Source organism: Rhodococcus sp. T2V (assembly GCF_029269925.1).
GTDB lineage: Bacteria > Actinomycetota > Actinomycetes > Mycobacteriales > Mycobacteriaceae > Rhodococcus_F > Rhodococcus_F koreensis.
In genome coordinates this window covers 77291-102847 of sequence record NZ_JARJBD010000016.1, presented here as the reverse complement: position 1 = coordinate 102847, position 25557 = coordinate 77291, and the positions used below count along the sequence as shown (strand labels likewise).

The following is a 25557-nucleotide window of genomic DNA, read 5'->3' as shown; positions in this document are numbered from 1 at the left end:
TACGTTCTTGTGTACACGAGGAAGGAGGTGGTCTGAAATTGAATGACAGACGGACACGTGAGGTGGCTGCCAGCTAGCCGCTACCGCTGACGGAATTCACTGACCGCGCGAGCGGCGAGCGAATCCCAGGCAGCTACCCGGCCCCCGAGCCCCCGGTCTGGTCCAAGATCGGGACCGGTGCACCAGCACCGGAAGGCTCGGGGGCCGTTGTGCGCTTCGCGCCCGTGAGTACTTGTTAACCGCCGGCGGTTAACAAGTACTCACGGCATCGCGGGCACGGGTTCGACCCACTCCAGCCGCCCCGCTCGAGCACCGTGCGCACCTCGGCCGCGACCTCACACGAGCGTTGCGTCACCTCCTCCCAGCCGTACACCAGCGCCGCCTTCCCCGCGAGTTCCGCCGCGTTGCCGCGACGCCGGTCGCGCAGCGCCACCGACCGCGACGAGTGGTACCGCAGCCCGTCCAGCCGCACGAGGAGCGGAACACCGCTGTCCGAGTAGTCCACGTCCTCGTACAAAGTCTTCCCGTCGACGAGCACAGGCGACTGTCGCCGGGCGGCCGGCAGTCCGTGGGCGAGTTCGACGTCGACGGCGTACCGGTGCTCCAGAATCGACTGGACTCCGCTGGAGACGAACGTCAGCGCGTCGGTCAGTGCCCTGCGGTATCTGCGCGGCGGACGCTGCTCGATCCGTCGAAGGAGCGTGTGGACCGAGACACTGCTGCCGGTGACCGCCGACACGACGACCCGCGCGGCCGCCGGCGCCGACGGCTCCTCGACGGCCAGATCGACGACCGTGTCGGCCAGGGACGTTCGCGGCAGGAGCGTCGGGACGAGGATGTGGGCGTGCGCCCGGGACCGGTGCACCACGACTCCCGGGTGGAGAAGATCGCCCTCGCGCGGAACCAGACGGCCGGACCGCCGGCCGACCTTGCGATACGTCGGCCCCTGGTGCTCCGCGGACAATCCGTAGGGCACGGTGACGTGGATCGGACCCTCGGGATCGACGCGCACCAGCGCCCACTCCTCGGCCGCGGTCCGGTGGCTGAGAATCGCGCGGGGACCGCCGAACAGCAGCGCCGCCCACAGCATCATCGGCCGGTCGAGGGGACCGTTGGTGACGGCGTAGACGCCGTGTAGAACCGCCGGCCACTGGCCGGACTCCACCATGTGCTGAATCTGCCGGGTGGAGATGCCCAGCCCACGTAGTTGCCGGGCCGTGACGAGGCCGTGCTGGTGGTCGAGGACACGTTGGAACTCGGGCTTGAAGTCGATCGTCGCAGGTGTCATGGACGCGACGGTGCGGAACCCGGCCGACAGGAATGGCCCGAAAACGGCCGATTTCAACCGACCTGTGGATGAATCAAAGGTTGTGGATAACCCGAGCCGTGAGTACTTGTCAACCGCCCGTGGTTAATAAGTACTCACGGGGCGTCAGCCAACGTAGCGGGACAGCCGCGCGGAGAGGTGGGGGCGCAGCTCCCCGTCCGCGATGATGCGTTCCTCGACGTACGCGAGGTCGCCGCCCTCGACGATGCCGTAGAGACGCTTGGCGCCGCCGACGAGGACACCGGAGGTGCTGCGGATCACGACGTCGGTCGCGAGTTCCCACGACGACTGGGTGAGGGCGCGACCGTAGAAGAGTTCGACGATGCCGGAGCTGTGGGCGAGGAGAAGCTCGACGACTTCCTCGTTGGTGCTGCCGGGAATGCCGTCTCCGCTGATCCGCCAGAAGCCGGTCTCGTGGAGGTCGGGGCGCACGTACTCGCCGTCGGTGTCCAGAACCCAGGTCTGGGATCTCCACTCGAGGTAGTTGCCCCCGTTGTGGGAGACGATGATCTGCTGCCCGAAGTGGTAGTCGCCGGTGGCGGGGTCGTGGCCTTCCCCTTCACCGCGCCAGACGCCCACGAGCGGCAGTACCGCGAGGAGTTCGTTGTTCAGATCCGGGCCGAGGCGCAGATTCGCGGTGTCCTCGGGCAGCGGAAGGTCCGGAAGCTGCGGGATGTTCCGCGACGCCGTCGTCTTGGAACGCTCGATGGCGTCCGCGACGGCTGCGTCACCGCTACCACGACGCACGGTGGGGGAGTCCCCAGCGGGCGCGCTCGTAGTCGGGTGCTCGGAAGGCGGATCTGCGCCTGCGTCCGGAGTGTGACTCACGACTCGTCGGTGACCAGGCGGTAGATCGTGTAGAGGGAGAACCACGTGATCAACACGGCGGCAAGGACAAGAAGTACCTCGAAGAAGATAACCACGGTGACATCCTAAACCGAACCCGTCGAACGGTCGAAACGGGAGGCGGCTTACCGTCACTGCGGCTACGGTTTTTCGAAGGCGACCACCCGGTCGGTTCCGGATATCCCCATGCCGTCGTCTCGTCTCCCGCTCCTCCCGGAGGTCCCATGCGTCGATCCAGCCCCGCCCTCCCCGGCCTGGCGCGAGCCGCGATCACGGCGACGGTTCTGCTGCTCACCGTGTCCGCGTTCGGCGCTCCCGGCCTGGCCGTCGCGGCCCCGGACTCCGGCAGTGCAGGGTCGGGAAGCGCCGGTTCGGGGAGCGACGACACCGACCGCGTCGATCCGAACAACTACGCCGCCGACTGCCCGGACATTCTCATCGTCGCGGTCTCGGGCGCGACGGATTCGGAGGAAGACCGCAACCCCCTCGCGGAGAGTGGCGAGGTGTGGTCGAACTGGGTGGGCAACGTGACGGTGCCGACCGGCGAGGCGAACAAGGACGAGCCGGGAACGGTGGGGTGGATGTATGTTCCGTACCCGTCCACGTACGGCCTGAGTTTGCTGCAACCTGTTCCGACATACCAGGATTCGATGGCCGCCGGTGTCGCGTCGACGAACAGGATCCTCGACGAGAACAAGGCGAAGTGTGGCGAGGACACCCAGTACGTGCTGCTCGGATACAGCGTCGGCGCCGAGGTCGTCGAACGGGTGGCGCGCGAACTCGGCCACCGCGACAGCAACGCTCTGGTTACCGCCGACGACATCGCCGGCGTCGCATTGATCGGCGACCCGTACCGTCCGGCGGGCACCCCCTCGATGGGCGAACCCGGCCCACCCGGAGGCGGATTCATGTCGTCCGAGCCGGCCGACTACGGCGCCCTCGACGGCAAGATCACCTACGCGTGCCGCCCCTACGACATCGCGTGCGACGCGCCGCAGGAGATCGCCGTCCTCGAGCTGGCGCTCGGGGTGCTGGGACAGATGCACTTCACCCTGCTGGACCCGGGCCAGACCGTCTCCGACTTCGCGAACGCGGTGACGAACATGGCGGCGCGGTCGATCGTGCACATCGTCACCCACGACGACTGGTTCGCCTCCGACGAGTCCTTCCTCGACGTCCTGCGCAAGGTGGCCGATCAGACCTACGACCCCGACGGGCCGGACCGGAACACGCAGCTGTCGCAGGAGCAGATGGTCGAGGCGCTGAACTGGGCGATGGGCCCCGGTTCCGAGGTTGTGAAGGCGAAGCTCGCGAAAGAGGGCCCCGGGTTCGTCGAGGACAACCGGGACGTCTTCGAACTCGTGATCAAGCCGTACATCTTCCTGGGCTTCATCCAGCACCTCTTCTATTGGAACAACAACCCGAACGACCCCTGGTACTGGGAGAGCGAGAAGATCGTTGACTGGATCACCGCGCTCGCGCAGCAGCAGTAGGCGGAGCCGCGCACAGGAAGGCCCCGCTCCGAATGCCGGAGCGGGGCCTTCCTGTGCTGGTGCTGAGTCTTACTCGCCGACCGTGACGTCGACGTTGTGCACGCCTGCGCTCGTCGGGCTCACCGTGGCGGTGCCGTTGCCGGAGCTGGACAGTGCACGCACGGTCCAGTCGCCGGGAGCGGCGAAGAAGCGGAAGTCTCCGGTGCCCGAGGCGACGACCTCGGCGGTGAACTCTCCGCCGCCGTCGAGGAGACGCACGAACGCTCCACCGATCGGCTGGCCGTCAGCGGCGAGAACGCGGCCGGTGATGACCGTTTCCTTCTCGACGTCGACGCCCGCGGGCAGGGTCTGGGTCTGTACAGGTGCTCCACACATGGTTCAGTGAACCTCCAACTCGATGGGTGCGCCGACGAGTGAGCCGTATTCGACCCAGCTGCCGTCGTAGTTCTTGACATCGGACTTGCCGAGGATCTCCTTGAGCACGAACCAGGTGTGGCTGGAGCGCTCGCCGATACGGCAGTACGCGATGGTGGGCTTCGACTCGTCGTAGCCCTTCTCCGAGTACAGCTTCTCCAGGTCGTCGTCCGACTTGAAGGTGCCGTCCTCGTTTGCGGTGGTGCTCCACGGGATGTTGATGGCCGTGGGGACGTGTCCACGCTGCTGCGCCTGCTCCTGCGGCAGGTGTGCGGGGGCGAGGATCTTGCCGGAGAACTCGTCGGGCGAACGCACGTCGACGAGGTTCTTGTTGCCGATGGCGTCGATGACCTCGTCGCGGAACGCGCGGATCGTCAGGTCGGGTGCGTCGGCCTTGTACTGCGTGGCCGGGCGGGCCACGGTCTCCTTGGAGAGGGGGCGCCCGTCGAGCTCCCACTTCTTGCGGCCGCCGTCGATCAGCTTGACGTCCTGGTGGCCGTACAGCTTGAAGTACCAGTACGCGTACGCCGCGAACCAGTTGTTGTTGCCACCGTAGAGAACGATGGTGTCGTCGTTGGCGACACCCTTGGCCGACAGGAGGTCGGAGAACTGCTGCTGGTTCAGGAAGTCACGACGGACCCCGTCCTGCAGGTCCTTCCGCCAGTCGAGGCGGATGGCGCCTTCGATGTGGCCGCCGTCGTATGCGCTGGTGTCCTCATCCACCTCGACGAAAACGGTCTTGGGGGCGTTGAGGTTCTGCTCAGCCCAGTCGGCGGAGACTAGGACATCGGAGCGAGCCATGGTGTTCCTTTCGATGTGTTCTTACTTGTGTCGGGTGGATCGTGCAGTGGTTCTGGGTGCGAAACTTTCAGGCCGCGGGCCGGAGGCGTGCGACGAGTGGATAGATCTGACAGCCGAGGCAGAACCCGAATGCGGCGTTGAGGAACGCCGCGAACAGGGCGAATGCGGTGGCCACGGCGCCGACGATGCCGGAGCCGGCGAGGAAGCCGACGGTGCCGACGGCGGCGAAGACGAATCCGACGAGCTGCGCGAACCGGAGCGGTGCGGCCGGTTCGCGTTCGCTCACCGGAGTGAGTCGCGGCGCGACGAGGGTGCCGAAGATCCGGCCGTACGGGCTGCGCCGCGGCCCGGAGGCCGCGCCTGCCGCGAAGACGACCGCCTGCAGTGCCAGCAGAATTCCTGCTGCGACCAGCGAGAACGTCGACACGACGAGGACGGCGACGAGGACCGCGGTGGTGACCCAGGCGGCGAACCGGGGGCCACGAACGTCGACCTGCTCGACCTCGAGTGTTGTGGACATGAGAAGTGCTCCTGCGTTGAGTCCTGAATGCTTGCCTGGCGCCGAGCAACGACGGACGACGTCGTCATCGGGTTTCGATCACGTGCGCGGAGTCCGCGGTGTCAGCAGAAAGCGACAGCCCTGGTGATCAGCAACAGGTACAGCAACAAGCCCCGAGGCGGCACAGGTCTACCGTGCGGCGTCGGGTGAGCATGAGCTCGTGGCTGGATTGCACGGCGACGAGTTTACCCGGTTCTTCAGGAATTTGAAGCCGGGGGCCGGGTGAGGGGTCCGAGCGCCGCCCTCAGGTCGGCCGTCGAGGGCACCCCGGACACCCGGAAGCGTTGCTGCAGGTCGGCGTCGAGAATGAACGTCGTCGGCAACGACAGAACGCCGAGTTCCTTGGCGAGAGCGGGATACTCGTCGATGTCGACTTCCACCTCGACGGGAGGTTCCGGCTCGCCGGTGAGGTCCGCGACGACCTGTCCGACGACCCTGCGCACCGCTGCGCAGGGTCCGCACCAGTCGGCGGAGAAGTGGAGAACGGTGGCCGGTCGCCCGTGCCCCGAACCCGACCCGACGCCCGCCGCCTCGAGGAGCAGGCGTCGCTCGTCGGTCACGGCCGTGGTCGTCTCGCCGGTGGTCCGGACCTTCCCCTGGCGGCGCTGCCAGACGAGCCCGAACGCGAGGGCCGCGAACAGTGCGATCAGTAACAGTGTGATTCCGGTCATCGGCTCTGCAGTTCGTTCAGGTCGATCGTGACGTTGTCGCCGACGCCCTCGATGACGATCTGCGAGCCCTCCGCGTACACCTCCGTCGGCTGGACGCCGAACGGCAGTTCCCGGGCGTCGATGGTCCGGGTGAAGAGGCCCAGGATCGCGGGGGCGAGCGGCTCGGGGATGGTGAAGTCGGCGTGGCCCTCGGGCCCGAAGTAGAAGTCGCTGGCGACGATCTTCACCTGATCGCCGTCGAGGACCAGGTCGGCCTGCACGCTGACGGTGGTCTCCAGCTGGCCGACGGGGACGGTGCCGGTGAGGACGACGCCGCCCGCGGTCGTCATTCCGGAGCCGCCGGAGCCGCCGGTCCCGTCCGACTTGCTGGCCGGCGGGGCCGAAACCTGCAGGTCGGGGATGTCGAGGAAGCGGCCGAGGTCGGTGGCGTCGATGAGCATCCGACCGGAGAGGTGGTCGACCGGAAGGCTCGTGACGGAGCCGTCGACGAGGTCGGACAGCGGCGCGGACACGCCCAGGAGGGTGGATTCGATCGTCACCTCACCGACCACGTCGCTCTGTACTCCCTGTGCGCGGATCTCGATGTTCTCGTACTTCCCGTCCCACGCCTGGGTGAGGAAGGGGAAGCCGTGCACCGTCACCTCGGGATCCGCGGTGAGGGACGCGCCCGCCCGCAGTTCCCGCGACACCCGGTATTCCGCGTACGCCGCCGAACCGAAGTCGACGACGAGCCCGAGTGCCACGAGGAAGACGATTCCGATGATGAGTTTCCGCACGGCCCCATTGTGACGGACACGGTGCCGGCGCAACCTCCGCGCCGGTTGCCGGGGTTCGGTGCGACGGACCGTGACGGCGGCGCGCTACTCTGTCACCGACAAAAGTGTCGATACCTTCAGTGTCGATCTACCTGGACCGGCGGACGAACGATCCGTCGGCCGGCCGGGTACGACGGCGACGAGATGGGAGGCTGTGTGGAGCTACTGCTTCTTACCTCCGACCCGAACCCCGAGGCAGTGCTGCCTGCCCTCGCCCTGCTGGCGCATTCGGTGCGGCCTGCCCCGACGGAGGTGTCCTCTCTCCTGGAAGCGAGCTCCGCCGACATCGCCCTGGTGGATGCGCGCACCGATCTCGCGGCGGCCCGCGGCCTCTGCCGGTTGCTGGGCAGCACGGGTTCCGCGGTCCCCGTGGTGGCGGTGCTCACCGAGGGTGGCCTGGTGGCGGTCAATTCCGACTGGGGTCTCGACGACATCCTGCTCCCGGGCACCGGGCCGGCCGAGGTGGACGCCCGCCTCCGACTGCTGGTCGGACGCACCGGCGGCGTCGCCAGCCCGGAGGCGTCGGGCAAGATCACGCTCGGTGAACTGGTCATCGACGAGGGCACGTACACGGCCCGGCTGCGTGGCCGCCCCCTCGACCTCACCTACAAGGAGTTCGAACTCCTCAAGTACCTGGCGCAGCACGCGGGTCGCGTCTTCACCCGCGCGCAGTTGCTGCAAGAGGTGTGGGGATACGACTTCTTCGGTGGTACCCGCACGGTCGACGTCCACGTGCGTCGCCTGCGCGCCAAGCTGGGCAGCGAGTACGAATCCTTGATCGGTACAGTCCGCAACGTCGGGTACAAGGCCGTCCGTCCCACCCGCAGCAAGTCGGGTGCGCCGGTGCCGCCGGTCGACGACCTCGACGCCGAAGATGCAGACTTCGAATCCGCGGAAGGACCTGTGATCCAGTGAGCGCTTCGGTGCAGTCCTGGACCGATCGACTCGACGGCAAGCAGGCCGCGGACGTGTCCGCACTGCTCGACCGCGCGACGGCAGCGGACGGAACCGCGCCCGTGTCGGAGCAGGGCGTGCACGCCGTGTCCGGGGCCGGCGGCGACGGTGTCCGCCATCTCGTGGAGACCGACGCCCATCGGATCGTCGGGTACGCGCAGCTGCAGCCGGGTCACGGCGAGCACCCCGCGATGGCCGAACTCGCGGTCGATCCCGAGGCGCGCGGCCGGGGGATCGGTAGCCGGCTGGTTACCGAGGTCCTGTCCGAGGGTGGTCCGGACACCCGGGTGTGGGCGCACGGCAACCTGCCCGCGGCGCAGGCGATGGCGCACCGCCTCGGGCTGAGCGGTGCACGCGAACTGCTGCAGCTCCGGCGTCCGCTCGAGGGTGCGGAGCTTCCGGAAATCATTGTGCCGGAGGATATTTCGCTTCGCGTGTATCGGGGCGTCGAGGATGATCCCGAGGTGCTGCGGGTCAACGCCGCCGCCTTCGCCTGGCATCCCGAGCAGGGGTCGTGGACCGAACGGGAAATGGCCGAACGCCGCGCGGAGGCCTGGTTCGATCCGGCCGGGCTGTTCATGGCGTACGGCACGTCGGACGAGAAACGGCTGCTCGGATTCCACTGGACCAAGGTGCACCCGCAGCAGGGCGACGAACCGGCGATCGGTGAGGTCTACGTGGTGGCCATCGGACCCGACGCCCAGGGGCGCGGTCTCGGCCGGTTGCTCACACTCGCCGGACTGCACTACCTGCGTGATCGCGGGCTCGGTGCGGTGCTGCTCTACGTCGAGGGCGACAACACGTCGGCGCTGCACACCTACGACCGGCTCGGGTTCGAGCGGTTCCACACCGACGTCGCGTACGCGCGAGCCTGAGGCGCGCCTCTTACTTCGGCACCCGTCGTTCGTCTCGGAAATATGGGCAAATGCTCGGTCTGTTCACTTTCCGTTCACCGATCGTGGTCCAACTGGACATTAGCTACCCCTAGGTTTCTCCGTGGGCAGCGCCGTGCTGCCTGGTGCAGGATCCTCCCGGTCCGCGCCTCATGTCGCCGCCCGATCCAGGGCGAGACGGTATTTCCGGAGGACTAGGTGAATCTCAAGCGCAATGGCGCCCTGCTCGGTGCAGTGGCCCTGGGTGCCATGACCTTGGCCGCGTGTGGCAGCGACAACAACGCCGCGTCGAGCGGCGTCGACGCAGCCGCCTCGAGCGCGACGTGCGAGGGCAAGGCCAACCTCTCCTCGGCCGGTTCCTCGGCGCAGAAGAACGCCATGGACCAGTTCGTCTCCACCTACATCTCCGTGTGCCAGGAGAAGGGCAAGACCGTCAACCTGGCGTACAACCCCAGCGGTTCCGGTGACGGACGTACCCAGTTCATCGCGGGGCAGATCGACTTCGCCGGTTCCGACTCGGCGATCAAGGCCGAGCAGGCCGAGCAGGCCAAGGCGCGTTGCGTCGGCGGCGAGGCGTGGAACCTTCCCCTCGTCTTCGGGCCCGTCGCGGTCGCCTACAACCTCGACGGTGTCGAGGACCTGGTGCTGAACGGTGAAGTCACCGCCAAGATCTTCAACGGCACCATCAAGAAGTGGAACGACCCGGCCATCGCCGCCCTCAACCCGGGCGCCACCCTGCCGGACCAGGACATCACCGCGATCATCCGGTCGGACTCCTCGGGAACCACCGACAACTTCCAGCAGTACCTCACCGCCGCCTCGAACGGCGCCTGGACCACCGGTGCCGGCTCCGACTTCACCGGCGGCATCGGTGAGGGCGCCAAGGGTTCGGCCGGTGTCGCGCAGGCAGTGGCCTCCGCCCCCGGCTCGATCACCTACGTCGAGAAGTCGTACGCAGACCAGAACAAGCTGTCGGCAGCGCAGATCGACACCGGCTCGGGCCCCGTCGCGCTGTCCGACGAGTCCGCGGCGAAGGCCATCGAGGGTGCTCAGTTCAAGGGTGCGGGCGAGGGCGACCTGACCCTCGACCTCGCCTCGATCTTCGGCACCAAGGAAGCCGGCGCGTACCCGCTGGTGCTCGCCACCTACGAGATCGTGTGCTCGAAGGGCTACGACGCCGACACCTCCGCAGCGGTCAAGTCGTTCCTGACCAGCGCCGCCAACGAGGGCCAGGCCAACCTGGCCGCGCAGGGCTACGTGCCGCTGCCCGACTCCATGAAGGAGAAGCTGAACGCGTCGGTCGCCGCAATCGGCTGATTCACACGGTAAGTCGTTCGGACCCGCCCATGACTCGATATTCTGACGATGAAAGATTGGGAGCGCAGATGAGTGAAGCGCACACCGAATCAGTACCTCGCGCCTCCGGCTCCGCTTCCGGCGGGGCCGGGGTGGGCGGTCCGAACGGCACTCCGGAGGCCGAGTTGAGTTCCACCAAGGCCGAAACCCCGACCCCGACCGGTACACCTCGCGGCAAGGCCGTCGCGAGGCCGGGGGACCGGATCTTCAAGTCCCTCGCGACCACGTCGGCGATCGTCATCTCCATCCTCATCGCCGCGATCGGCATCTTCCTCGTCTGGCGTGCCGTGCCCGCGCTGAGCCGGAACCAGGTCAACTTCCTCACCAGCCGCGAGTGGGTCACCCAGGACATCAACGCGATGGCGTTCGGTGTGCTCGACCTCTTCCAGGTGACGGTGCTGGTGTCGCTGTTCGCGCTGGTCCTCGCGATGCCGGTTGCGCTGGGTATCGCGATCTTCCTCACCGAGTACTCACCGAACTGGCTCAAGCGTCCGCTGGCGTACGTCATCGACCTGCTGGCGGCCGTGCCGTCGATCGTCTACGGCCTCTGGGGTCTGCTGGTGTTCGCGCCGGCGATCAAGCCACTTGCCGTGTGGCTCAACGAGACCCTCGGCTGGTTCCCGCTGTTCGCGACGGGCAGCGGTTCGATCACCGGCGGCGGCACCATCTTCACGGCCGGCATCGTCCTCGCCGTGATGATCCTTCCCGTCATCACCGCCGTGACCCGCGAAGTGTTCGTCCAGACACCGACGTCCCATATCGAGGCGGCGCTCGCCCTGGGCGCCACCCGGTGGGAAGTGGTGCGTACCACGATCATTCCGTTCGGTAAGTCCGGCTACATCAGCGGTTCGATGCTCGGCCTCGGTCGCGCCCTCGGTGAGACCATGGCTCTGTACCTGATCCTGCGCACCACGTCGCAGCCCTTCGGATGGTCGCTGTTCGACGGCGGCGCCACCATCGCGTCCAAGATCGCCCTCGGCTACGCGGAGTTCAACAACAACATCCAGGCCGGCGCGTACATCGCCGCAGGTCTGGTGCTCTTCGTACTCACGTTCGTCGTGAACGCCGCGGCCCGCGCCGTGATCGCAGGAAAGAAGGACTGACCCATGACCGCGACACTCGACAAGCCGGTCAAGGCACCCACCTTCCGGGGTGTCGGTACCCGGCGGCGCATCACCGACATCACCGCCACCGTTCTCGTGACGCTGGCAGTGCTCGTCGCCCTGGTCCCGCTGGTGTGGGTCCTGATCACCGCCGTCGTCAAGGGTATTCCCGCCCTGACGTCGGCCACCTGGTTCACCCACTCGCTCAGCGGACTCACGTCGTCGGCCGAGGGCGGCGGTATCTACCACGCGCTGATCGGCACGATCCTGCAGGGACTCGTCTGCGCGGTGCTGTCCATCCCGCTCGGACTGTTCGTCGCGATCTACCTCGTCGAGTACGCCGACCGGAAGTCGCGGCTGGCGAAGCTGACCACGTTCATGGTCGACATCCTCAGCGGTGTCCCGTCGATCGTGGCCGCCCTGTTCATCTACGCCCTGTGGATCGCGACGTTCGGCTTCCCGAAGTCCGGGTTCGCGGTGGCGCTCGCCCTGGTGCTGCTGATGGTGCCCGTCGTCGTCCGCAGTACGGAGGAGATGCTCCGCATCGTGCCGCAGGACCTGCGCGAGGCGTCGTACGCGCTGGGAGTTCCGAAGTGGAAGACAATCGCCAAGATCGTGCTGCCCACCGCGCTGCCGGGCATCATCACCGGCGTCATGCTGGCGCTGGCCCGCGTGATGGGTGAGACCGCTCCGCTGCTGATCCTGGTGGGGTACGCACCGTTCATCAACTTCAACCTGTTCGGCGGCGAGATGGGCACCCTCCCCGGCGTCATGGTCGCCGAGATGAACAACCCGACCGATGCCGGTACCAACCGCATCTGGGGCGCGGCGCTGACGCTGATCCTCCTGATCGCCGTCCTCAACATCGCGGCCAAGGTCGTCGGCCACTTCTCGCAGGTCCGCAGCAAGTGACACATACACTCGAGTTCGTACACCAATCAGTAGGGAGCCGGTAATGGCCAAGCGTCTGGATCTCAAGGACGTCAACATCTACTACGGCAAGTTCCACGCCGTCGCCGATGTCGGGCTGTCGGTCCCCCCGCGGAACGTAACCGCGTTCATCGGTCCGTCCGGTTGCGGCAAGTCGACCGTGCTGCGTTCGCTGAACCGCATGCACGAGGTGACTCCCGGTGCGCGCGTTGAGGGTTCGATCCTCCTCGACGGTGAGGACATCTACGGTTCCGGCATCGACCCGGTCGGCGTCCGCAAGACGATCGGCATGGTGTTCCAGCGTCCCAATCCGTTCCCGACGATGTCCATCAAGGACAACGTGGTGGCCGGCCTCAAGCTGCAGGGTGAGCGCAGCAAGAAGCGTCTCGACGAGGTGGCCGAGCGGTCGCTGCGCGGCGCGAACCTGTGGAACGAGGTCAAGGACCGTCTCGACAAGCCCGGTGGCGGACTCTCCGGCGGTCAGCAGCAGCGTCTGTGCATCGCCCGGGCCATCGCCGTCTCGCCCGACGTCCTGCTGATGGACGAGCCCTGCTCGGCGCTCGACCCCATCTCGACCCTCGCGATCGAGGACCTCATCACGGAGCTGAAGAAGGACTTCACCATCGTGATCGTCACCCACAACATGCAGCAGGCGGCGCGTGTGAGTGACCAGACCGCGTTCTTCAACCTCGAGGCGACCGGCAAGCCGGGACGTCTCGTCGAGATCGACGACACCGAGAAGATCTTCTCCAACCCGACGCAGAAGGCCACCGAGGACTACATCTCGGGCCGCTTCGGATAACGCACACCGAGGAGAACGCCCCGGCCGGATCTTCGGCCGGGGCGTTCTCCTCGTATGGACGACGTCCAGTGAACGAACGGGACGCTCGTACGGTCAGACCGTACGAGCGTCCCGTTCGCGCGAAAAGTGTTGGGGGAGTCTACAGTTCCGGGTAGGACGTGAGGTTGTCGGCGTCGTTCACGGCGGTCTCGGTGTCGTCGGGCAGCTTGCCTGTGACCAGGAAGATCACCCGGCGGCCCACCTCGACGGCGTGGTCGGCGAAACGCTCGTAGAAGCGGCCGAGCAGGGTGACGTCGACGGCGGCGGCCACACCGTGCTTCCAGTCGCGGTCCATGAGCACGGTGAACAGGTGCCGGTGGAGGTCGTCCATCGCCTCGTCCTCTTCGCGCAGGCGCGCGGCACGCTCGGGGTCGCGCGTCTCGAGGACCTCGCGGGCGGCGGCGCCGATGGAGACGGCGATGCGTCCCATCTCGGCGAAGTAGCCGTTGACCTCTTCGGGGAGCACGTGGTTGGGATGTCGGCGGCGCGCGATCTTGGCGACGTGGAGCGCCAGCGCCCCCATCCGGTCGATGTCGGCGACGATCTGGATTCCGCTGACGACGGAGCGGAGGTCGCCGGCGACCGGTGCCTGCAGGGCGAGGAGGGCGAACGCCCGCTCCTCGCAGATGGTGCTGAGCTCGGTGATCTTGTCGTGCTCGCCGATGACCTGCTCGGCGAGCGAGAGGTCGGCCTGGAGCAGCGACTGGGTGGCTCGCTCCATGGCGACCCCCGCAAGCCCCGCCATCTCACCGAGCAGGTCGGCAAGCTCGGTCATCTGTTCGTTGTAAGCCACGCGCATGAGGTCACAGCCTACGGTGCACGGGAAACCAAGTCACGATCACACGGTGAACGCAGGGTGAACGACGCCGCTGAGCGTGCGCTCAATCGCAGGACGTGTCGCCCGCGTTCACAACCGCCAGGTCCGCGGGGATTTCCGCGTCCTCCGGCTGACCGATTCGCACGTCCGACACGTTCAGCGGAGTGTCGATCGGGCTCGGTGTCTGCACGGTCCCGGAGAAGCTCGAACCGAGCGCGACCTCCACGACCGTTCCGAGTCCGGTGGTCGCCTCGAGCACCGCACCCGGGAACGACGACGCCAGGGTCGCCGCCTCGGCCTCGTGGCCCGGCGAGAACCGGATGACGGTCTCGCTGCTGGTGCCCGTGTAGTTGCCGACGTTGTAGATCTGGAACCCCTCGGCGGCGAGATTGTCGGCGACGGTCGCGGCCAGCCCCGACTCACCCGATGCGTTCGACACCTGCACCGTCACGCTGGACGGGTCGACGGCCTGGACCGTCTCCGGGGCGGGCGGCGCGGCCTGCGGCTCGGGTGCGGTCGAGGGCAGTGGTTCCGCCCGCTTCTCGCCGGGCAGCGCCTCGTCGTCGATGATGGCCCGGAAGATGGCCTTGATGTCGTCGGTGCGGGGAATCTCGTTGCCCCACTCGGTGGTGCCTGCGGTGGGCACGGTCAGGAAGGTGACCGCGCCCGCGTCGACGTTCTGCAGTGAGCGCCCGAGCGTGACCAGCGACTTCGTGTCGATGTTCTCCACGAACGTGTCGCGGGTGAACGCGTTGATGAAACCGTTCAATTTGCTGGGATTGAGCAGCACCTGACTGGACAGGGCGCCCCTCAGCAGGGCGGAGAGGAATCTCTGCTGCCGGTTGATGCGCCCGTAGTCGCCGTTGCCCTCCGCCTCGACGTGTCTGGCGCGGACGAAGTTCAGTGCCGTCTTGCCGTCCAGCATCTGGGTGCCCGCCTGCGGCAGAACGGTGCCGAGTACGTCGTCCTCGAGCGGCTGGGTGGTACATACCTTCACCCCGCCGATCTCGTTGACCATCGACTCGAAGCCGGCGAAGTCCATGCCGACGAAGTGGCCGATCTTCAGACCCGACATCTTCTGGATCACCTTCACCAGGCACTTCGGTCCGCCGAGCGCGTACGTGGCGTTGAGTTTGTCGCCGTCGGCGGCGGGGAAGGTCTCGCCGGTGTAGCTGCCGCTGTCGTTGTCCCAGCCCTGGCAGACGGGCCGCTCGACGTCGAGGTCGCGGGGGAACGACACCGCGACCACCCGGCTCCGGTCGGCGGGGATGTTGACGAGCATCACCGTGTCGGCGCGGGAGCCCTCGGCGTCGTCGATGGTTCCGGCGCCGACCTCGCCGCTCGCGCCGGCGCGAGTGTCGGTGCCGACGATGAGGTAGGTCTCGTCACCGGTCTGCCCGACGGCGTCGACGATGTCGGTCGATTCGGTGTCGAGTGCCGCGATCTGGTCGAACTTGCCCTCGGTGGAGCGCAGGTAGCCCCAGACGATGCCGGTTCCGGCGAGTGCGACCACCGCGACGAGCGCGACGACGGCGCGTCCCGCTGCGCGCAGACGCTTGCGTTTGCGGGTCTTGTTGAGGGCCAGGCGTGTGGTGCCCGGGTTGCCGACCACCTGCGGTACCGCGGTGGTCTCGGCGGAATCTGCGACCCATTCGGGTTCGGGCGTGCTCTGCGGCGGCTCCGACGGCGGGGCTGCCGGCGGCGTTGCCGGTGGGCTCTTGCGCGGCGGAACCCCGGGAGGCGGCGGCTGCCGCTCGTCTATCGGGGGAATCGTCTCCGTCTTCTCCGGATCGTTCGCGTCGTTCGCCTCGTCCTCGGCGACCTTTTTCACCAGGTCGGCGACGGAGAGCGCCTCGGTGGGCCCGCCCGCGGCCCGGCGGCCGATCCGGCCGCTGTCGTGGCGGGACGGTTCGGTGCGTTCCACCGGTGCACGGTGCTCGGGGGCTGCGGGCGGTTCGGGAGGCCGCCGTTCGGGAGGTGGCTGTCGCGGCGGGAGTCGCCGCGGCCGTCCCGACTGGGCTTCCCGGTAGCTGGGATCCGCTAGAGGACGCTCCCAGGGGGCGCGGGATTCGGGAGTCGGTGAGTCCGCACTGTGATCATCACCCACCGATGCAACCTGACCTCTCCGCCGACTCGGACCTCCGTCGGCCCCGACGGATTCCAGCCATAGTACTTATCGAACGTCGAGGCTCCCCACAAGTAGCGAGGTGACGCGCGTTCGCGCTGCTAACCACCGGAATGCATGAGGTCGGCGCCGGCGGGCACCAGGCAGTCGTCGGGGTCGTCGAGCCACCCCTCGGGGAGGGCGACCGTGCCGGGCGATCCCTGCCGCCCGCGCGGACCCTCGGCGTCCTTGGGGAACGGGATGGTCGGATCGAGCTGGACGAGGAGGTCGTCGAGTTCGGTGAGTTTGCTCACGAGGGCCATCGCGACCCGCAGTTCGGACCCGGCGGGGAAGCCCCGCAGGTACCAGGACACGTGCTTGCGCAGTTCGCGCAGGCCCTTGTCCTCGCCGTGGTGATCGGCGAGGAGTTCCGCGTGCCTGCGGATGATCGTGGCCACCTCGCCGAGGTTGGGCGGAGTGGGCTGCGGCTTCCCGTTCAGTGCCGCGCTCAGCTCCGCGAACAGCCACGGCCTGCCGAGGCATCCGCGTCCGACGACGACGCCGTCGCACCCGGTCTGCTCCATCATGCGGGCCGCGTCCTCGGCCGCGAAGATGTCGCCGTTCCCGAGGACGGGCACGTCCGTGACGTGTTCCTTGAGCCGGGCGATCTCGTTCCAGTCGGCCGTGCCGGAGTACCGCTGCGAGGCGGTACGCGCGTGCAGCGCGACGGCGGCAGCACCCTCCCCGGCGGCGATCCGCCCGGCGTCGAGATGCGTGTGATGCTCGGCGTCGATGCCGACGCGGAACTTGACGGTCACCGGGACGTCGGTGCCCTCGGTCGCCTTCACGGCCGCCGCGACGATCCGGCCGAACAGGGTGCGCTTGTACGGCAGCGCCGCACCGCCGCCCTTGCGGGTCACCTTGGGGACGGGGCAGCCGAAGTTCATGTCGATGTGGTCGGCAATGTTCTCGTCGACGATCATCTTGGCCGCGGCGTACGTGGTGTCGGGGTCGACGGTGTACAGCTGCAGGGACCGTGGCGTCTCGGTCGGGCCGAACGTCGTCATGTGCAGGGTCGCGGGCTGCCGCTCGACCAGCGCTCGCGCGGTCACCATCTCGCAGACGTACAGGCCGGACGTGCTGCCCGCGCGCTCCGTCTCGAGCTCACGACACAGCGTGCGGAAGGCGACGTTGGTGATCCCGGCCATGGGGGCCAGAACCACCGGACTGCGCAGCTCGAGCGATCCGATACGAAGGGATGACATTGACGACCTCTGGGAAAGTGCTGGAAAAAACTGTGCCCGGTACCGAATCCGGTACCGGGCACAGGATAACTGTTTTCGTCAGGAAGCCTTCTGCTCACGCTTCTTGGCCTCGCGGGCGAGCATGCGGTCGCGCTGCTCCTCGAACTTGGTGGCCTGGCCCTCGAGGTTCTCGAGGAACTTGCCGAGGCTCTCGCGAATCTCCTCGCCGCGGGCGGTGAAGTCGTTCCGCTCGAAGATGTTCCACTTGCGCAGGACGGGCATCACGACCTCTTCGAGGTGCTGACGCAGGTCGTAGATGCCGTGCTTGGCCATGAGGACACCGTTGCGCCGGAAGTTCGGCATACCGGCGCCCGGCATCTGGAAGTTCTGGACGATCATGTTGACGGCCTCGAGCGCCTGGTCGGGTGCGAGGTCGAGAGCCGCACCGCACATGTTGCGGTAGAAGATCATGTGCAGGTTCTCGTCGGCCGCGATGCGCTGCAGCATCTTGTCGGCGATCGGGTCCTTGCATGCCTTGCCGGTGTTGCGGTGGCTCACGCGGGTGGCGAGTTCCTGGAACGTGACGTACGCGACGGAGTGGAGGAAGCCTGCGTCGACGTCGGCGGGGGACGCGAAGCCGTTCGTCATGTGCTCCATGCGGAATCGCTCGAGCTGGACGGGGTCGACGGCGCGGGTCACGACGAGGTAATCGCGCATCACGATTCCGTGACGGTTCTCCTCGGCGGTCCAGCGACCGACCCATGTTCCCCACGCGCCGTCCTGCGAAAAGTTCTCCGCGATCTCGCGGTGGTACGACGGCAGGTTGTCCTCGGTAAGGAGGTTCGTGATCATCGCGGCCTTGGCGACCTCGTCGAGCTGCGACTGCTCGGGGTCCCAATCGGTGCCGCCCATCGCGGCGAAGTTACGTCCTTCGTCCCACGGAACATAGTCGTGGGGATGCCATTCCTTGGCCATGGAGAGGTGGCGGTTGACGTTCTCTTCTGCAACCGGCGACAACTCCTGCAGCAGTTCGAGTTGGGTCAGGTCCCTCGCCATGTGTAATGCCTCCAGTAGCTCAAATTTGACTTTGTTCAGCCTACGGCACCGTAAGTAGGTTGGTAAACGCCGTCGGCGGCCCGGGAACCGTCGAAGTTACCGATCCGTAATGGACCTTCCGGGATGTGTCGCCGCCACGCGGCGAACCGTTACATGACAGTGTACTGATGAGGTTGCGTGTGCGGTGACCAGCGTAATCATCCCAGGGAGAGATCATCACAGCGACGCGCGGGCAGTTGTGGACGATCACAGATTTGTGGGTCTCCACAGATTCCCCGCCCGAACTCGAGCCGTGTCGGCGGTTGCGTCGGAGGCGCTTCGTCCGGGCTCCGAGTCTCCTGGGAATTCGATCCACCCCAGGTGTGAATATCGACACCCTGCGGGGCGGCGGCGACCCGCCGCCCCGTCTCGCTACTTCTTTCCGCCGCCGAGCAGTCCGCCGAGCACGTCGCCCAGTCCGCCGCCCGCACCCTTCCCGAGCAGGCCACCGAGAACCCCGCCGAGCCCGCCGGAACCGCCGCCGCCTCCGAGGAGTCCGCCCAGTACGTCCCCGAGACCTCCGCCTGCCCGGCCCGCACCTTGCGGCTGCGCCTGCGGAGCGGAACCGCCACCCGTCACCTGCTTGGCGATGTACGCCAGCACGATCGGCGCGAGGATCGGCAGCAACTGCTTCATGAGGTCGCTGCCCACTCCGCTGCCGCCGCCGACCCCGCCGAGTGTGCTCGCCACCCGGTCACGTTCGCCGCCGAAGATGTTGGACACGATCTTGTCGCCGTCGTCCGTGTCGACCTGGTCGATGTCGATTCCGCCGTCCAGCAGCGTGGTTCCGCTGTGATCGTGCAGCGCGCTCTGCAGGGACGCGGCGCCGTCCGGGTCCTCGGCGTTGGCGCCGAGCCCGCCGACGAGCGTCGGCAGCGCCGACTTCACCGCGGTCTCGGCGGTGGCCTCGTCGACGCCGAGTTGCCGGGCGATCTGGTTGATCGGAATCTGGGACAGAAGGTCGTCGATCGATGCCATGGATGCCTGCCTCGTCTTGGGGCTCTTCGTCGAAACCCCCGGACTTCCGACACTAGTGAATCCCGTATGTCCGATATGCCTGTTGCGGTCGGTCGGGGTGCTGCCGACAATCGTCACATGGGCAACAACATGAGCCGCCTCGAACAGATCGCCGCCGAATTGCCCGAAGCCGTACGGGTGGACATCGCCCAGTGGGACGGGCACCCGACGTTCCGGGTGCGGGGCAAGAACTTCGTGTTCAGCGACGTGGACGCCACCCGGTTGACGGTGAAGCTCACCGTCGACGAGGCAGAAGCGGTAATCGCGACGGAACCGGGGGCTGAGCCCGCGGGATACGGTCTCGGTAGGCACGGATGGATCGCAGTGGACGTCGCGGACGCGGACGGGCCCCGGTGGGAACAGCTGCGTGAGTGGATCAGGACGTCGTACACGCTCGTCGCGCCGAAGCGACTGGCGAAGCAGGTGCTGGACGAAGAACCGTTGCCGACGCAGGGAGACCAGTCATGACGACCGACAACAGCGCATCCACCACCACGCCGGCGAAGTCGGGACTGCCGTCGTGGGCCAAGAAGGCCATCGGGATCGCCGTCCTCCTGGTGGTGCTGGTCATCGCGTATTTCATCCTCGCGGCGTACCTTCCGCGGGCGTGGGCGCAGAACGTGGGCGGGATGGCGGACGGCAGCTTCGGCGGCGGCATCCTGTGGGGACTGCTGTTCGGCACCCTGTGCACGCTGCTGCCCCTGCTGCTGTTCCGCGGGGCGTGGCGGTTGTTCCGTAAGCGCCGGTTCAAGCCCGTGCAGATCGTGCTGCTGGTCCTCGGAGTCGTTGTGGTGCTGCCCAATCTGCTGACGCTCAGCGTGGTGCTCGGCGGCAACAGCGCGGCGCACGCCGGCGAACGGATCATGGACGTCGACGCGCCCGGATTCCGCGGTGCGTCGCTCGCCGGCGCCATCATCGGTGTGGTGCTGTTCCTCGGCGTCGCAGGAGTCAGCTTCACGTACCGCAAGCGCGGTGAGGATCTCGCCGAGATGCGCGGGGACACGAGAGCGACAGACGGGCAGGTCGGCGACGGGCCGTCACCCGCCGCGCCCTGACAATTCACCACACGAGCACGGGTGTGATCGCCCGCAGCCTGACCGATGACGGCGGGGATCCCCGTCGTGTCCAGGGTGCGGGTGGCGCCGCCGCCGGTCCCCGCGCGGATCGCCGCGACGAGTCCTGAGTCCCGGGATCGATCGCGACCGCACCGAACTCCGCCGCGAGCGCACGCCGCGCGGGCACCGGATCGACCGCGAAAAGCGTTGCGAAGCCCACTGATCGGGCGACGATCCGCACCGGAACCTCGTCCGTGCGGGGCTCGTCGAGTTCGACCTTCTCCAGCGTGAATGGAGACTCGGGGCCGCGTGAGACGGCTGCGGTGACCTGCATTGGGGCTCAGTCTCTTTCGAGCAGGAAGTAGTAGTGCCGACCGTCGTCGAGGACCAGTGCGGACTTGCCGTTCATGATGCCCATGAGGGTCGAGTCGTCGACCTTCTTGAAGTGATCGAAGATGGGGGCGCCGTCGTACACCATGGTCGCGGTGACCTCGCCCCGGAACTCGATGTTCCACAGACTGGCCTCGCCGTTGCCGCCCTCGACGTCGGAATAGAGGTTGCCGTCCGCGTCCCGGCAGATCAACGGCTTCGCGTCCTCGGGGGAGTGGAACGTCTTTCCGTGCCAGCGGCTCGCGACCAGCTTGTCGTGCAGGCGGTGCCCGGTGGCGAAGTCGTCGCCCTTCCAGCTGCCGAGGATGTCCTCGGCCCGCACGGTGTCGAGTGCCGCCCACACGGCGTCGAGTTCGTCGGGGGAGACGCCGGCGTCGCGCCGTCGAAGCTCGTGGAACGTGCTGCGGGCCTGATCGATGTCCATGGTCGTACCTCGGGTTCTCGTGCGGACGGGAAGGTCGAAGAGTTTCCGAACCAGATTGTTCGTCAACTGCGCACGCTACGCCGAACCACATGGTTCGGCAACGGGCAATTTAGGATGTCGGCATGCGATCAGCGGGAGAAGCCACGCGCGACCGGATCCTCGCCGCGGCCAAGGACGAATTCGCCCGCTACGGAGTGGCGGGGGCCCGGATCAACCGCATCGCGGAGGCGGCCCGGGCGAGCAAGGACCGCCTGTACGCGTACTTCGACAGCAAGGAAGCGCTGTTCGACGCCGTCATCCAGCAGTGGATTGCGGAGACCACGGAACAGACGGCGCTGCGGGGCGACGATCTGCCGGGGTATGCGGGCCGCTTGTTCGACGACTACGTGGCGCACCCCGAGAACGCACGGCTGCAGGAGTGGGCCGACCTCGAGATGCGGGAACAGATCGCGGACAGCGACGCGCGGATCGTCACCCTGCGGCCCAAGGCCGCCGAGATTCGCCGAGGGCAGCAGGAGGGGTTCGTCGATCCGTCGTGGAACGCAGGCGAACTACTGCTCGTGATCACCGACGTCGTCCGATCGCTGGCCACCGCGCCCGGCGGCAAGAAGTCGGGGGAGCGCACGGTGGCGCAGCGGCGGCAGACCGCCGTCGAGGCGGTTCGGCGGTTGATCCGGGTGCCCTCGGTGGAGGACGCGCCGCGCCGCGGGTGAGTGCCGCTCAGCTGCGCAGTAGCGCGTTGAGCCGAGCGGCCTGACGCGTGAGGTGGTCTCGTTCGGGGAGATTGGGCGCCTTGTCGGCCGCCTCCGCGTAGAGCCGTGCCGCCGTTGCCAGGTCACCGTAGCGCTCGCGGAGATAGGCCGCGACCGCAGTGTGACGGGGCAGTGTGTCGTCCAGCGCCGCGAGTGCGGCCAGCCCGGCGCGCGGGCCGTCGGCCTCGCCGACCGCGACGGCCCGGTTGAGGCGGGCCACCGGGCTGTCGGTGAGGTGCACCAGTTCGTCGTACCACTCGACGATCTGCACCCAATCGGTCTCCTCGGCCGTCCGGGCGTCGGCGTGGAGCGCGGCGATGGCGGCCTGGGCCTGGAACTCGCCCAGGCGGTCGCGGGCCAGGGCCGCCTGGAGGATGTCGACGCCCTCGGCGATCAGACGGGTGTCCCACAGGCTGCGGTCCTGCTCGGCGAGGGGTACCAAGCTGCCGTCGGGGCCGGTCCGTGCCGGGCGCCGCGCGTGGTGAAGCAGCATGAGCGCGAGCAGACCCGCGACCTCCGGATGGTCGATCGCGGCCGCGAGCTGACGGGTGAGCCGGATTGCCTCGGCGGCGAGGTCCACCTCGCCGGAATACCCCTCGTTGAACACCAGGTAGAGCACCCGCAGCACCGTGGCGACATCGCCGGGCTGGTTGAACCGGACGCCCGAGACGGTCCGCTTGGCCCGGCTGATGCGCTGGGCCATCGTCGCCTCCGGAACCAGGTAGGCCTGCGCGATCTGACGCGTCGTCAGGCCGCCGACCGCGCGCAGCGTGAGTGCGACGGACGATGCCGGTGTCAGTGACGGGTGCGCGCACAGGAAGTACAGCTGGAGCGTGTCGTCGACCGCCTCGACCGGTCCGGGCACGGGCTCGGCCTCGATGCGTTCCTCGCGCTGCCTGCGGGAGGAGTGGGCGCGGGCGGTGTCGAGGAACTTCCGCCAGGCCACGGTGACCAGCCAGCCCTTGGGATCCCGTGGCGGGTCGTCCGGCCACACGCGCACGGCCTCGACCAGGGCGTCCTGCACGGCGTCCTCGGCCTCCGCGAAGTCGGCTCCGCGGCGGACGAGGATCCCGATCACGGCGGGGGTGAGGGTGCGCAGTACCGCCTCGTCCACTGGCGAACCTCCTCGGTGAGGTACGGCCCATTGTGGCCGTGTTCACTGCGGGGACGAAGCCGGCTGCGGATTCTCGACATCCCCGCGGCCAAGGTGAGCGCGCCGCCGGGCCGTTACCTCGTGACCACTCCGCCGCTCCGAAAACGCGTCTATCGCACTACCTGACCAGGATGAACTGGTCAGGACGGTGCCCCCAGTAGGGCTCGAACCTACGACCTGCGGATTAAAAGTCCGTAGCTCTACCAACTGAGCTATAGGGGCGCGGAGCCAGAGTCTAGTGCGCAGACAGTGACCGAGAGAACAGCACCCCCGGCACGGCGCGCCGTGCCGGGGGATCGATGTGGTCGGCTCGGGTGCGCACCCCCTGCAGCGCACCCGAGCCGACCCGAATTATACCACTTGGTGTGTTTTCGGCGGCGGTCCGATTTCGAGTCCATAACAGGCTTCAGGTTTGTTATTGAGAGGTTTTGATGATCTGAAGACTGCTCTGTTGGTTCTTTCAAAACGGGGATACTGTTATGTATGGCTCCAAGCTCGCCCCTGCAGGGCGAAAAGCGGGGGTTACTACATTTGGGAGAGGGATTCACCGTCATGGCACGTCAGCAGGAGCGTGCGCGACGCACTCGCGCTGCACTGGTGGAGTCGGCCGCGATCGAGTTCGCGAAGCGCGGCTATGCGGCGGCGTCGGTCAACACGATCCTCGAGGGCTCGAACGCCACCAAGGGGGCGATGTACTTCCACTTCCAATCGAAGGAAGAACTCGCCCGCGCCGTCCTCCAGTCCGGGGTGGAGCAATTCACCGCCCTGACCGACAGGTGGACGAGTCGCACGGACATCGGGCCGTTCGAGGCCCTGCACGGTTTCGTGATCGACCTGGCGAAGCTGTTCCATTCGAGCGTCATCGTGCGGGCCGAGTTCCGGCTGATCGTCGAACCCGAGTTCTACCCGGACGTGCAGTCCGGCGGCTCGCAGGTGTGGGGACGCACCGCGCACGAGTTCGCGATCCGCGCCCAGCGGGACGGGTCGCTGCGCGCCGATGCCGACCCGGAGAAGTTCACCCGGGTCCTGGCGGCCTCTCTCGCCGGCCAGCGGTACATGTCCGACATGACCGCGCTGGAGGGCGACCTCGGTGCACGGTTCGTCGAATCGCTCGAGGTGATCCTCGCGGCGATGGCTTCACCCGAGTGGCTGGAGAAGTTTGCGCGGGACGGATGGCCGGATTCCGGGTCAGAACTGCCCGATTTGTAGTCTGACCTGGCGATTTGGGAAATTCTCGATCCGTGTCCTAAGCTATCCAAGCTCCCAACGGAACGCCGTTGAGGTACTGGTTCGGAGAAATCCGACGGGCCCCCTTCGTCTAGCGGCCTAGGACGCCGCCCTTTCAAGGCGGTAGCGCGGGTTCGAATCCCGTAGGGGGTACGTTTGACCGGTGTCGAGCATGCGGTATGGTTCGACGGCAGTAAAAGTGACACGCAGTAACGCTCTACACTTGTAGAGCACAGCAGGACAAGCAAGGCCCTGTGGCGCAGTTGGTTAGCGCGCCGCCCTGTCACGGCGGAGGTCGCGGGTTCGAGTCCCGTCAGGGTCGCAAGTGTGTTGCCGATACTCGGTATCGGCAACACAATGCGATAGGCATTCGGTTCGGGTGCCGTCCGGCCAGGTAGCTCAGTTGGTACGAGCGTCCGCCTGAAAAGCGGAAGGTCGCCGGTTCGATCCCGGCCCTGGCCACCACGATTCACAGAAACTCCGTTGTCGAGAACGTCGACAGCGGAGTTTTTTCGTTCCCACCCCACGTGAGTGCCAAAGTGTGAGGGAACACACTTTGGCACTCACGTGGGGCTACCGTCGCGCGACGGCGCCGAGGTGACTGTCGCTAGGCTGACGTCCATGAGCACTGCTGAAGAGCCGCTGACAGCGGGCCGCGACGGGCTGTTGTCGTTGCTCCGCCACGGGCAGCTGCCCTCCCGCGGGGCCAAGGCCCCGCAGCGGGAGCGGTACCAGCGGATCGTCGCCGCGGCGATGGAACTCGCGTCCGAGGGCGGGTACGACGCCGTGCAGATGCGTGCCATCGCGGATCGGGCGGGCGTCGCGCTGGGCACCGTGTACCGGTACTTCCCGTCGAAGAACCACATGCTGGTGATGGGCCTGCTGATGGTGTTCGAGGGCATGCGGTCCCGGTTCGAGAACGTCACCATCCCCGGCGACACCCCGTCGGAGCGGATCCTGTTCGTCCTCCGGAAGAACACCGAGGTCCTCGAGAAGGACCGGCCGCGGTACGAGGCCCTCGTGCGTGCGTTCATGTTCGCGGACGCGTCGGCGTCGGCCGAACTGGATGCGTTCGGCGCCCTGATGACGGAGATGTTCGCCAAGACCATCGGAGTCGAGAAGATCTCCGACGACCAGTTGAACGCCATCCGCGTGATCGGCGACGTCTGGATGTCGAGCCTGGTGTCCTGGGTGGCCGGCCGCATCTCGGTGGACGACGTGATGGCGCACCTCGGGCTCGCGGTTCGTCTCGTGTTCCGCCGCCTCGGCGGCTAGC

At 67.3% G+C, this 25557-nt stretch carries 26 protein-coding genes, 4 tRNA genes and 1 pseudogene; 15 read left to right on the top strand and 16 right to left on the bottom strand.

Features of this window, described 5'->3' with window-relative positions:
* Window positions 1-235 precede the first annotated feature (235 nt).
* Both P3H15_RS16155 and P3H15_RS16150 read right to left on the bottom strand, forming a co-directional pair.
* Window positions 236-1345, bottom strand: a complete 1110-nt coding sequence (locus tag P3H15_RS16155; RefSeq protein WP_276138172.1) for a type IV toxin-antitoxin system AbiEi family antitoxin domain-containing protein — start codon at window positions 1343-1345, stop codon at window positions 236-238.
* A gap of 87 nt (window positions 1346-1432) precedes the next feature.
* Window positions 1433-2074, bottom strand: a complete 642-nt coding sequence (locus tag P3H15_RS16150; protein ID WP_276138201.1) for an FABP family protein — start codon at window positions 2072-2074, stop codon at window positions 1433-1435.
* Window positions 2075-2397: 323 nt separating this feature from the next.
* On the opposite strand from P3H15_RS16150, the gene P3H15_RS16145 reads away from it, so the two are divergent.
* The gene (locus tag P3H15_RS16145; protein ID WP_276138171.1) at window positions 2398-3666 is read left to right on the top strand and encodes a cutinase family protein; all 1269 of its coding nucleotides are present in this window, start codon (window positions 2398-2400) and stop codon (window positions 3664-3666) included.
* A 69-nt stretch (window positions 3667-3735) separates the two neighbouring features.
* Here P3H15_RS16145 and P3H15_RS16140 read toward each other — a convergent pair whose 3' ends face one another.
* The 5 genes from P3H15_RS16140 to P3H15_RS16120 form a co-directional block, all read right to left on the bottom strand.
* Complete coding sequence (locus P3H15_RS16140) at window positions 3736-4041, bottom strand: DUF1416 domain-containing protein (protein ID WP_072943045.1); 306 nt, start codon at window positions 4039-4041, stop codon at window positions 3736-3738.
* Window positions 4042-4044: 3 nt separating this feature from the next.
* Window positions 4045-4881: a sulfurtransferase gene (locus tag P3H15_RS16135; protein ID WP_276138170.1), complete on the bottom strand. Its 837-nt coding sequence runs from the start codon at window positions 4879-4881 to the stop codon at window positions 4045-4047.
* 67 nt (window positions 4882-4948) lie between these two features.
* Window positions 4949-5401, bottom strand: a complete 453-nt coding sequence (locus P3H15_RS16130; protein ID WP_276138169.1) for a DUF4395 domain-containing protein — start codon at window positions 5399-5401, stop codon at window positions 4949-4951.
* A 236-nt stretch (window positions 5402-5637) separates the two neighbouring features.
* A complete protein-coding gene (locus P3H15_RS16125; RefSeq protein ID WP_276138168.1) occupies window positions 5638-6111 on the bottom strand; it encodes a co-chaperone YbbN in 474 nt (157 codons plus the stop codon).
* On the bottom strand, window positions 6108-6887 hold the full coding sequence (locus P3H15_RS16120) for an LmeA family phospholipid-binding protein (RefSeq protein WP_276138167.1): 780 nt from the start codon (window positions 6885-6887) through the stop codon (window positions 6108-6110). The genes P3H15_RS16125 and P3H15_RS16120 overlap by 4 nt, the downstream gene beginning before the upstream one ends.
* Window positions 6888-7082: 195 nt before the next feature.
* On the opposite strand from P3H15_RS16120, the gene P3H15_RS16115 reads away from it, so the two are divergent.
* The 6 genes from P3H15_RS16115 (at window position 7083) to pstB (ending at window position 12964) form a co-directional block, all read left to right on the top strand.
* Window positions 7083-7841, top strand: a complete 759-nt coding sequence (locus P3H15_RS16115; protein WP_043825261.1) for a response regulator transcription factor — start codon at window positions 7083-7085, stop codon at window positions 7839-7841.
* Window positions 7838-8755, top strand: a complete 918-nt coding sequence (gene mshD / locus P3H15_RS16110; RefSeq protein ID WP_276138166.1) for a mycothiol synthase — start codon at window positions 7838-7840, stop codon at window positions 8753-8755. Before P3H15_RS16115 ends, mshD begins: the two co-directional genes overlap by 4 nt.
* A gap of 216 nt (window positions 8756-8971) precedes the next feature.
* Window positions 8972-10090, top strand: a complete 1119-nt coding sequence (gene pstS, locus P3H15_RS16105) for a phosphate ABC transporter substrate-binding protein PstS (RefSeq protein WP_276138165.1) — start codon at window positions 8972-8974, stop codon at window positions 10088-10090.
* Window positions 10091-10158: 68 nt separating this feature from the next.
* Window positions 10159-11232, top strand: a complete 1074-nt coding sequence (gene pstC, locus P3H15_RS16100) for a phosphate ABC transporter permease subunit PstC (protein WP_276138164.1) — start codon at window positions 10159-10161, stop codon at window positions 11230-11232.
* A 3-nt stretch (window positions 11233-11235) separates the two neighbouring features.
* Complete coding sequence (gene pstA, locus P3H15_RS16095; protein ID WP_072943053.1) at window positions 11236-12144, top strand: phosphate ABC transporter permease PstA; 909 nt, start codon at window positions 11236-11238, stop codon at window positions 12142-12144.
* A 43-nt stretch (window positions 12145-12187) separates the two neighbouring features.
* Entirely contained in the window at window positions 12188-12964 is a 777-nt protein-coding gene (gene pstB / locus P3H15_RS16090) for a phosphate ABC transporter ATP-binding protein PstB (RefSeq protein WP_015888703.1), read from the top strand.
* 139 nt (window positions 12965-13103) lie between these two features.
* Here the strand turns inward: pstB and phoU are convergent, their stop codons facing one another.
* The 5 genes from phoU to P3H15_RS16065 all read right to left on the bottom strand — a co-directional run bounded on the left by phoU (window position 13104) and on the right by P3H15_RS16065 (window position 19241).
* Window positions 13104-13802, bottom strand: a complete 699-nt coding sequence (gene phoU / locus P3H15_RS16085) for a phosphate signaling complex protein PhoU (RefSeq protein WP_276138163.1) — start codon at window positions 13800-13802, stop codon at window positions 13104-13106.
* 82 nt (window positions 13803-13884) lie between these two features.
* The gene (locus tag P3H15_RS16080) at window positions 13885-15927 is read right to left on the bottom strand and encodes an LCP family protein (RefSeq protein ID WP_276138162.1); all 2043 of its coding nucleotides are present in this window, start codon (window positions 15925-15927) and stop codon (window positions 13885-13887) included.
* Window positions 15928-16046: 119 nt separating this feature from the next.
* Entirely contained in the window at window positions 16047-17189 is a 1143-nt protein-coding gene (gene dusB, locus P3H15_RS16075) for a tRNA dihydrouridine synthase DusB (RefSeq protein ID WP_206006794.1), read from the bottom strand.
* 78 nt (window positions 17190-17267) lie between these two features.
* A complete protein-coding gene (locus P3H15_RS16070; protein ID WP_276138161.1) occupies window positions 17268-18224 on the bottom strand; it encodes an acyl-ACP desaturase in 957 nt (318 codons plus the stop codon).
* A gap of 411 nt (window positions 18225-18635) precedes the next feature.
* On the bottom strand, window positions 18636-19241 hold the full coding sequence (locus P3H15_RS16065) for a DUF937 domain-containing protein (protein WP_276138160.1): 606 nt from the start codon (window positions 19239-19241) through the stop codon (window positions 18636-18638).
* A gap of 117 nt (window positions 19242-19358) precedes the next feature.
* Between P3H15_RS16065 and P3H15_RS16060 the strand changes: the two genes are divergently transcribed.
* On the top strand, window positions 19359-19748 hold the full coding sequence (locus tag P3H15_RS16060) for an MmcQ/YjbR family DNA-binding protein (RefSeq protein ID WP_276138159.1): 390 nt from the start codon (window positions 19359-19361) through the stop codon (window positions 19746-19748).
* Window positions 19745-20335, top strand: a complete 591-nt coding sequence (locus P3H15_RS16055) for a hypothetical protein (RefSeq protein ID WP_276138158.1) — start codon at window positions 19745-19747, stop codon at window positions 20333-20335. The genes P3H15_RS16060 and P3H15_RS16055 overlap by 4 nt, the downstream gene beginning before the upstream one ends.
* A 226-nt stretch (window positions 20336-20561) precedes the next feature.
* Here P3H15_RS16055 and P3H15_RS55505 read toward each other — a convergent pair.
* Window positions 20562-20669, bottom strand: a pseudogene (locus P3H15_RS55505) (NAD(P)-dependent alcohol dehydrogenase); the annotation flags it as partial.
* 6 nt (window positions 20670-20675) lie between these two features.
* A complete protein-coding gene (locus P3H15_RS16045; protein WP_276138156.1) occupies window positions 20676-21149 on the bottom strand; it encodes a DUF4334 domain-containing protein in 474 nt (157 codons plus the stop codon).
* Between the two features lie 122 nt (window positions 21150-21271).
* On the opposite strand from P3H15_RS16045, the gene P3H15_RS16040 reads away from it, so the two are divergent.
* Window positions 21272-21862: a TetR family transcriptional regulator gene (locus tag P3H15_RS16040; RefSeq protein WP_276138155.1), complete on the top strand. Its 591-nt coding sequence runs from the start codon at window positions 21272-21274 to the stop codon at window positions 21860-21862.
* Window positions 21863-21869: 7 nt separating this feature from the next.
* On the opposite strand, the gene P3H15_RS16035 is transcribed toward P3H15_RS16040, so the two are convergent.
* Both P3H15_RS16035 and P3H15_RS16030 read right to left on the bottom strand, forming a co-directional pair.
* Complete coding sequence (locus tag P3H15_RS16035) at window positions 21870-23015, bottom strand: RNA polymerase sigma factor (RefSeq protein WP_276138154.1); 1146 nt, start codon at window positions 23013-23015, stop codon at window positions 21870-21872.
* A 188-nt stretch (window positions 23016-23203) separates the two neighbouring features.
* Window positions 23204-23276 (bottom strand) — tRNA-Lys (locus P3H15_RS16030).
* A 330-nt stretch (window positions 23277-23606) separates the two neighbouring features.
* Here P3H15_RS16030 and P3H15_RS16025 point away from each other — a divergent pair.
* The 5 genes from P3H15_RS16025 to P3H15_RS16005 all read left to right on the top strand — a co-directional run bounded on the left by P3H15_RS16025 (window position 23607) and on the right by P3H15_RS16005 (window position 25556).
* Window positions 23607-24263, top strand: coding sequence for a TetR/AcrR family transcriptional regulator (locus P3H15_RS16025; protein WP_276138153.1), 657 nt, complete (start codon window positions 23607-23609; stop codon window positions 24261-24263).
* A gap of 98 nt (window positions 24264-24361) precedes the next feature.
* Window positions 24362-24434, top strand: a tRNA-Glu gene (locus P3H15_RS16020).
* A gap of 95 nt (window positions 24435-24529) precedes the next feature.
* Window positions 24530-24603: transfer RNA gene (locus P3H15_RS16015), tRNA-Asp, on the top strand.
* A 66-nt stretch (window positions 24604-24669) separates the two neighbouring features.
* Window positions 24670-24746: transfer RNA gene (locus tag P3H15_RS16010), tRNA-Phe, on the top strand.
* Window positions 24747-24902: 156 nt separating this feature from the next.
* Entirely contained in the window at window positions 24903-25556 is a 654-nt protein-coding gene (locus P3H15_RS16005) for a TetR family transcriptional regulator (protein WP_276138152.1), read from the top strand.
* Window position 25557 lies beyond the last annotated feature (1 nt).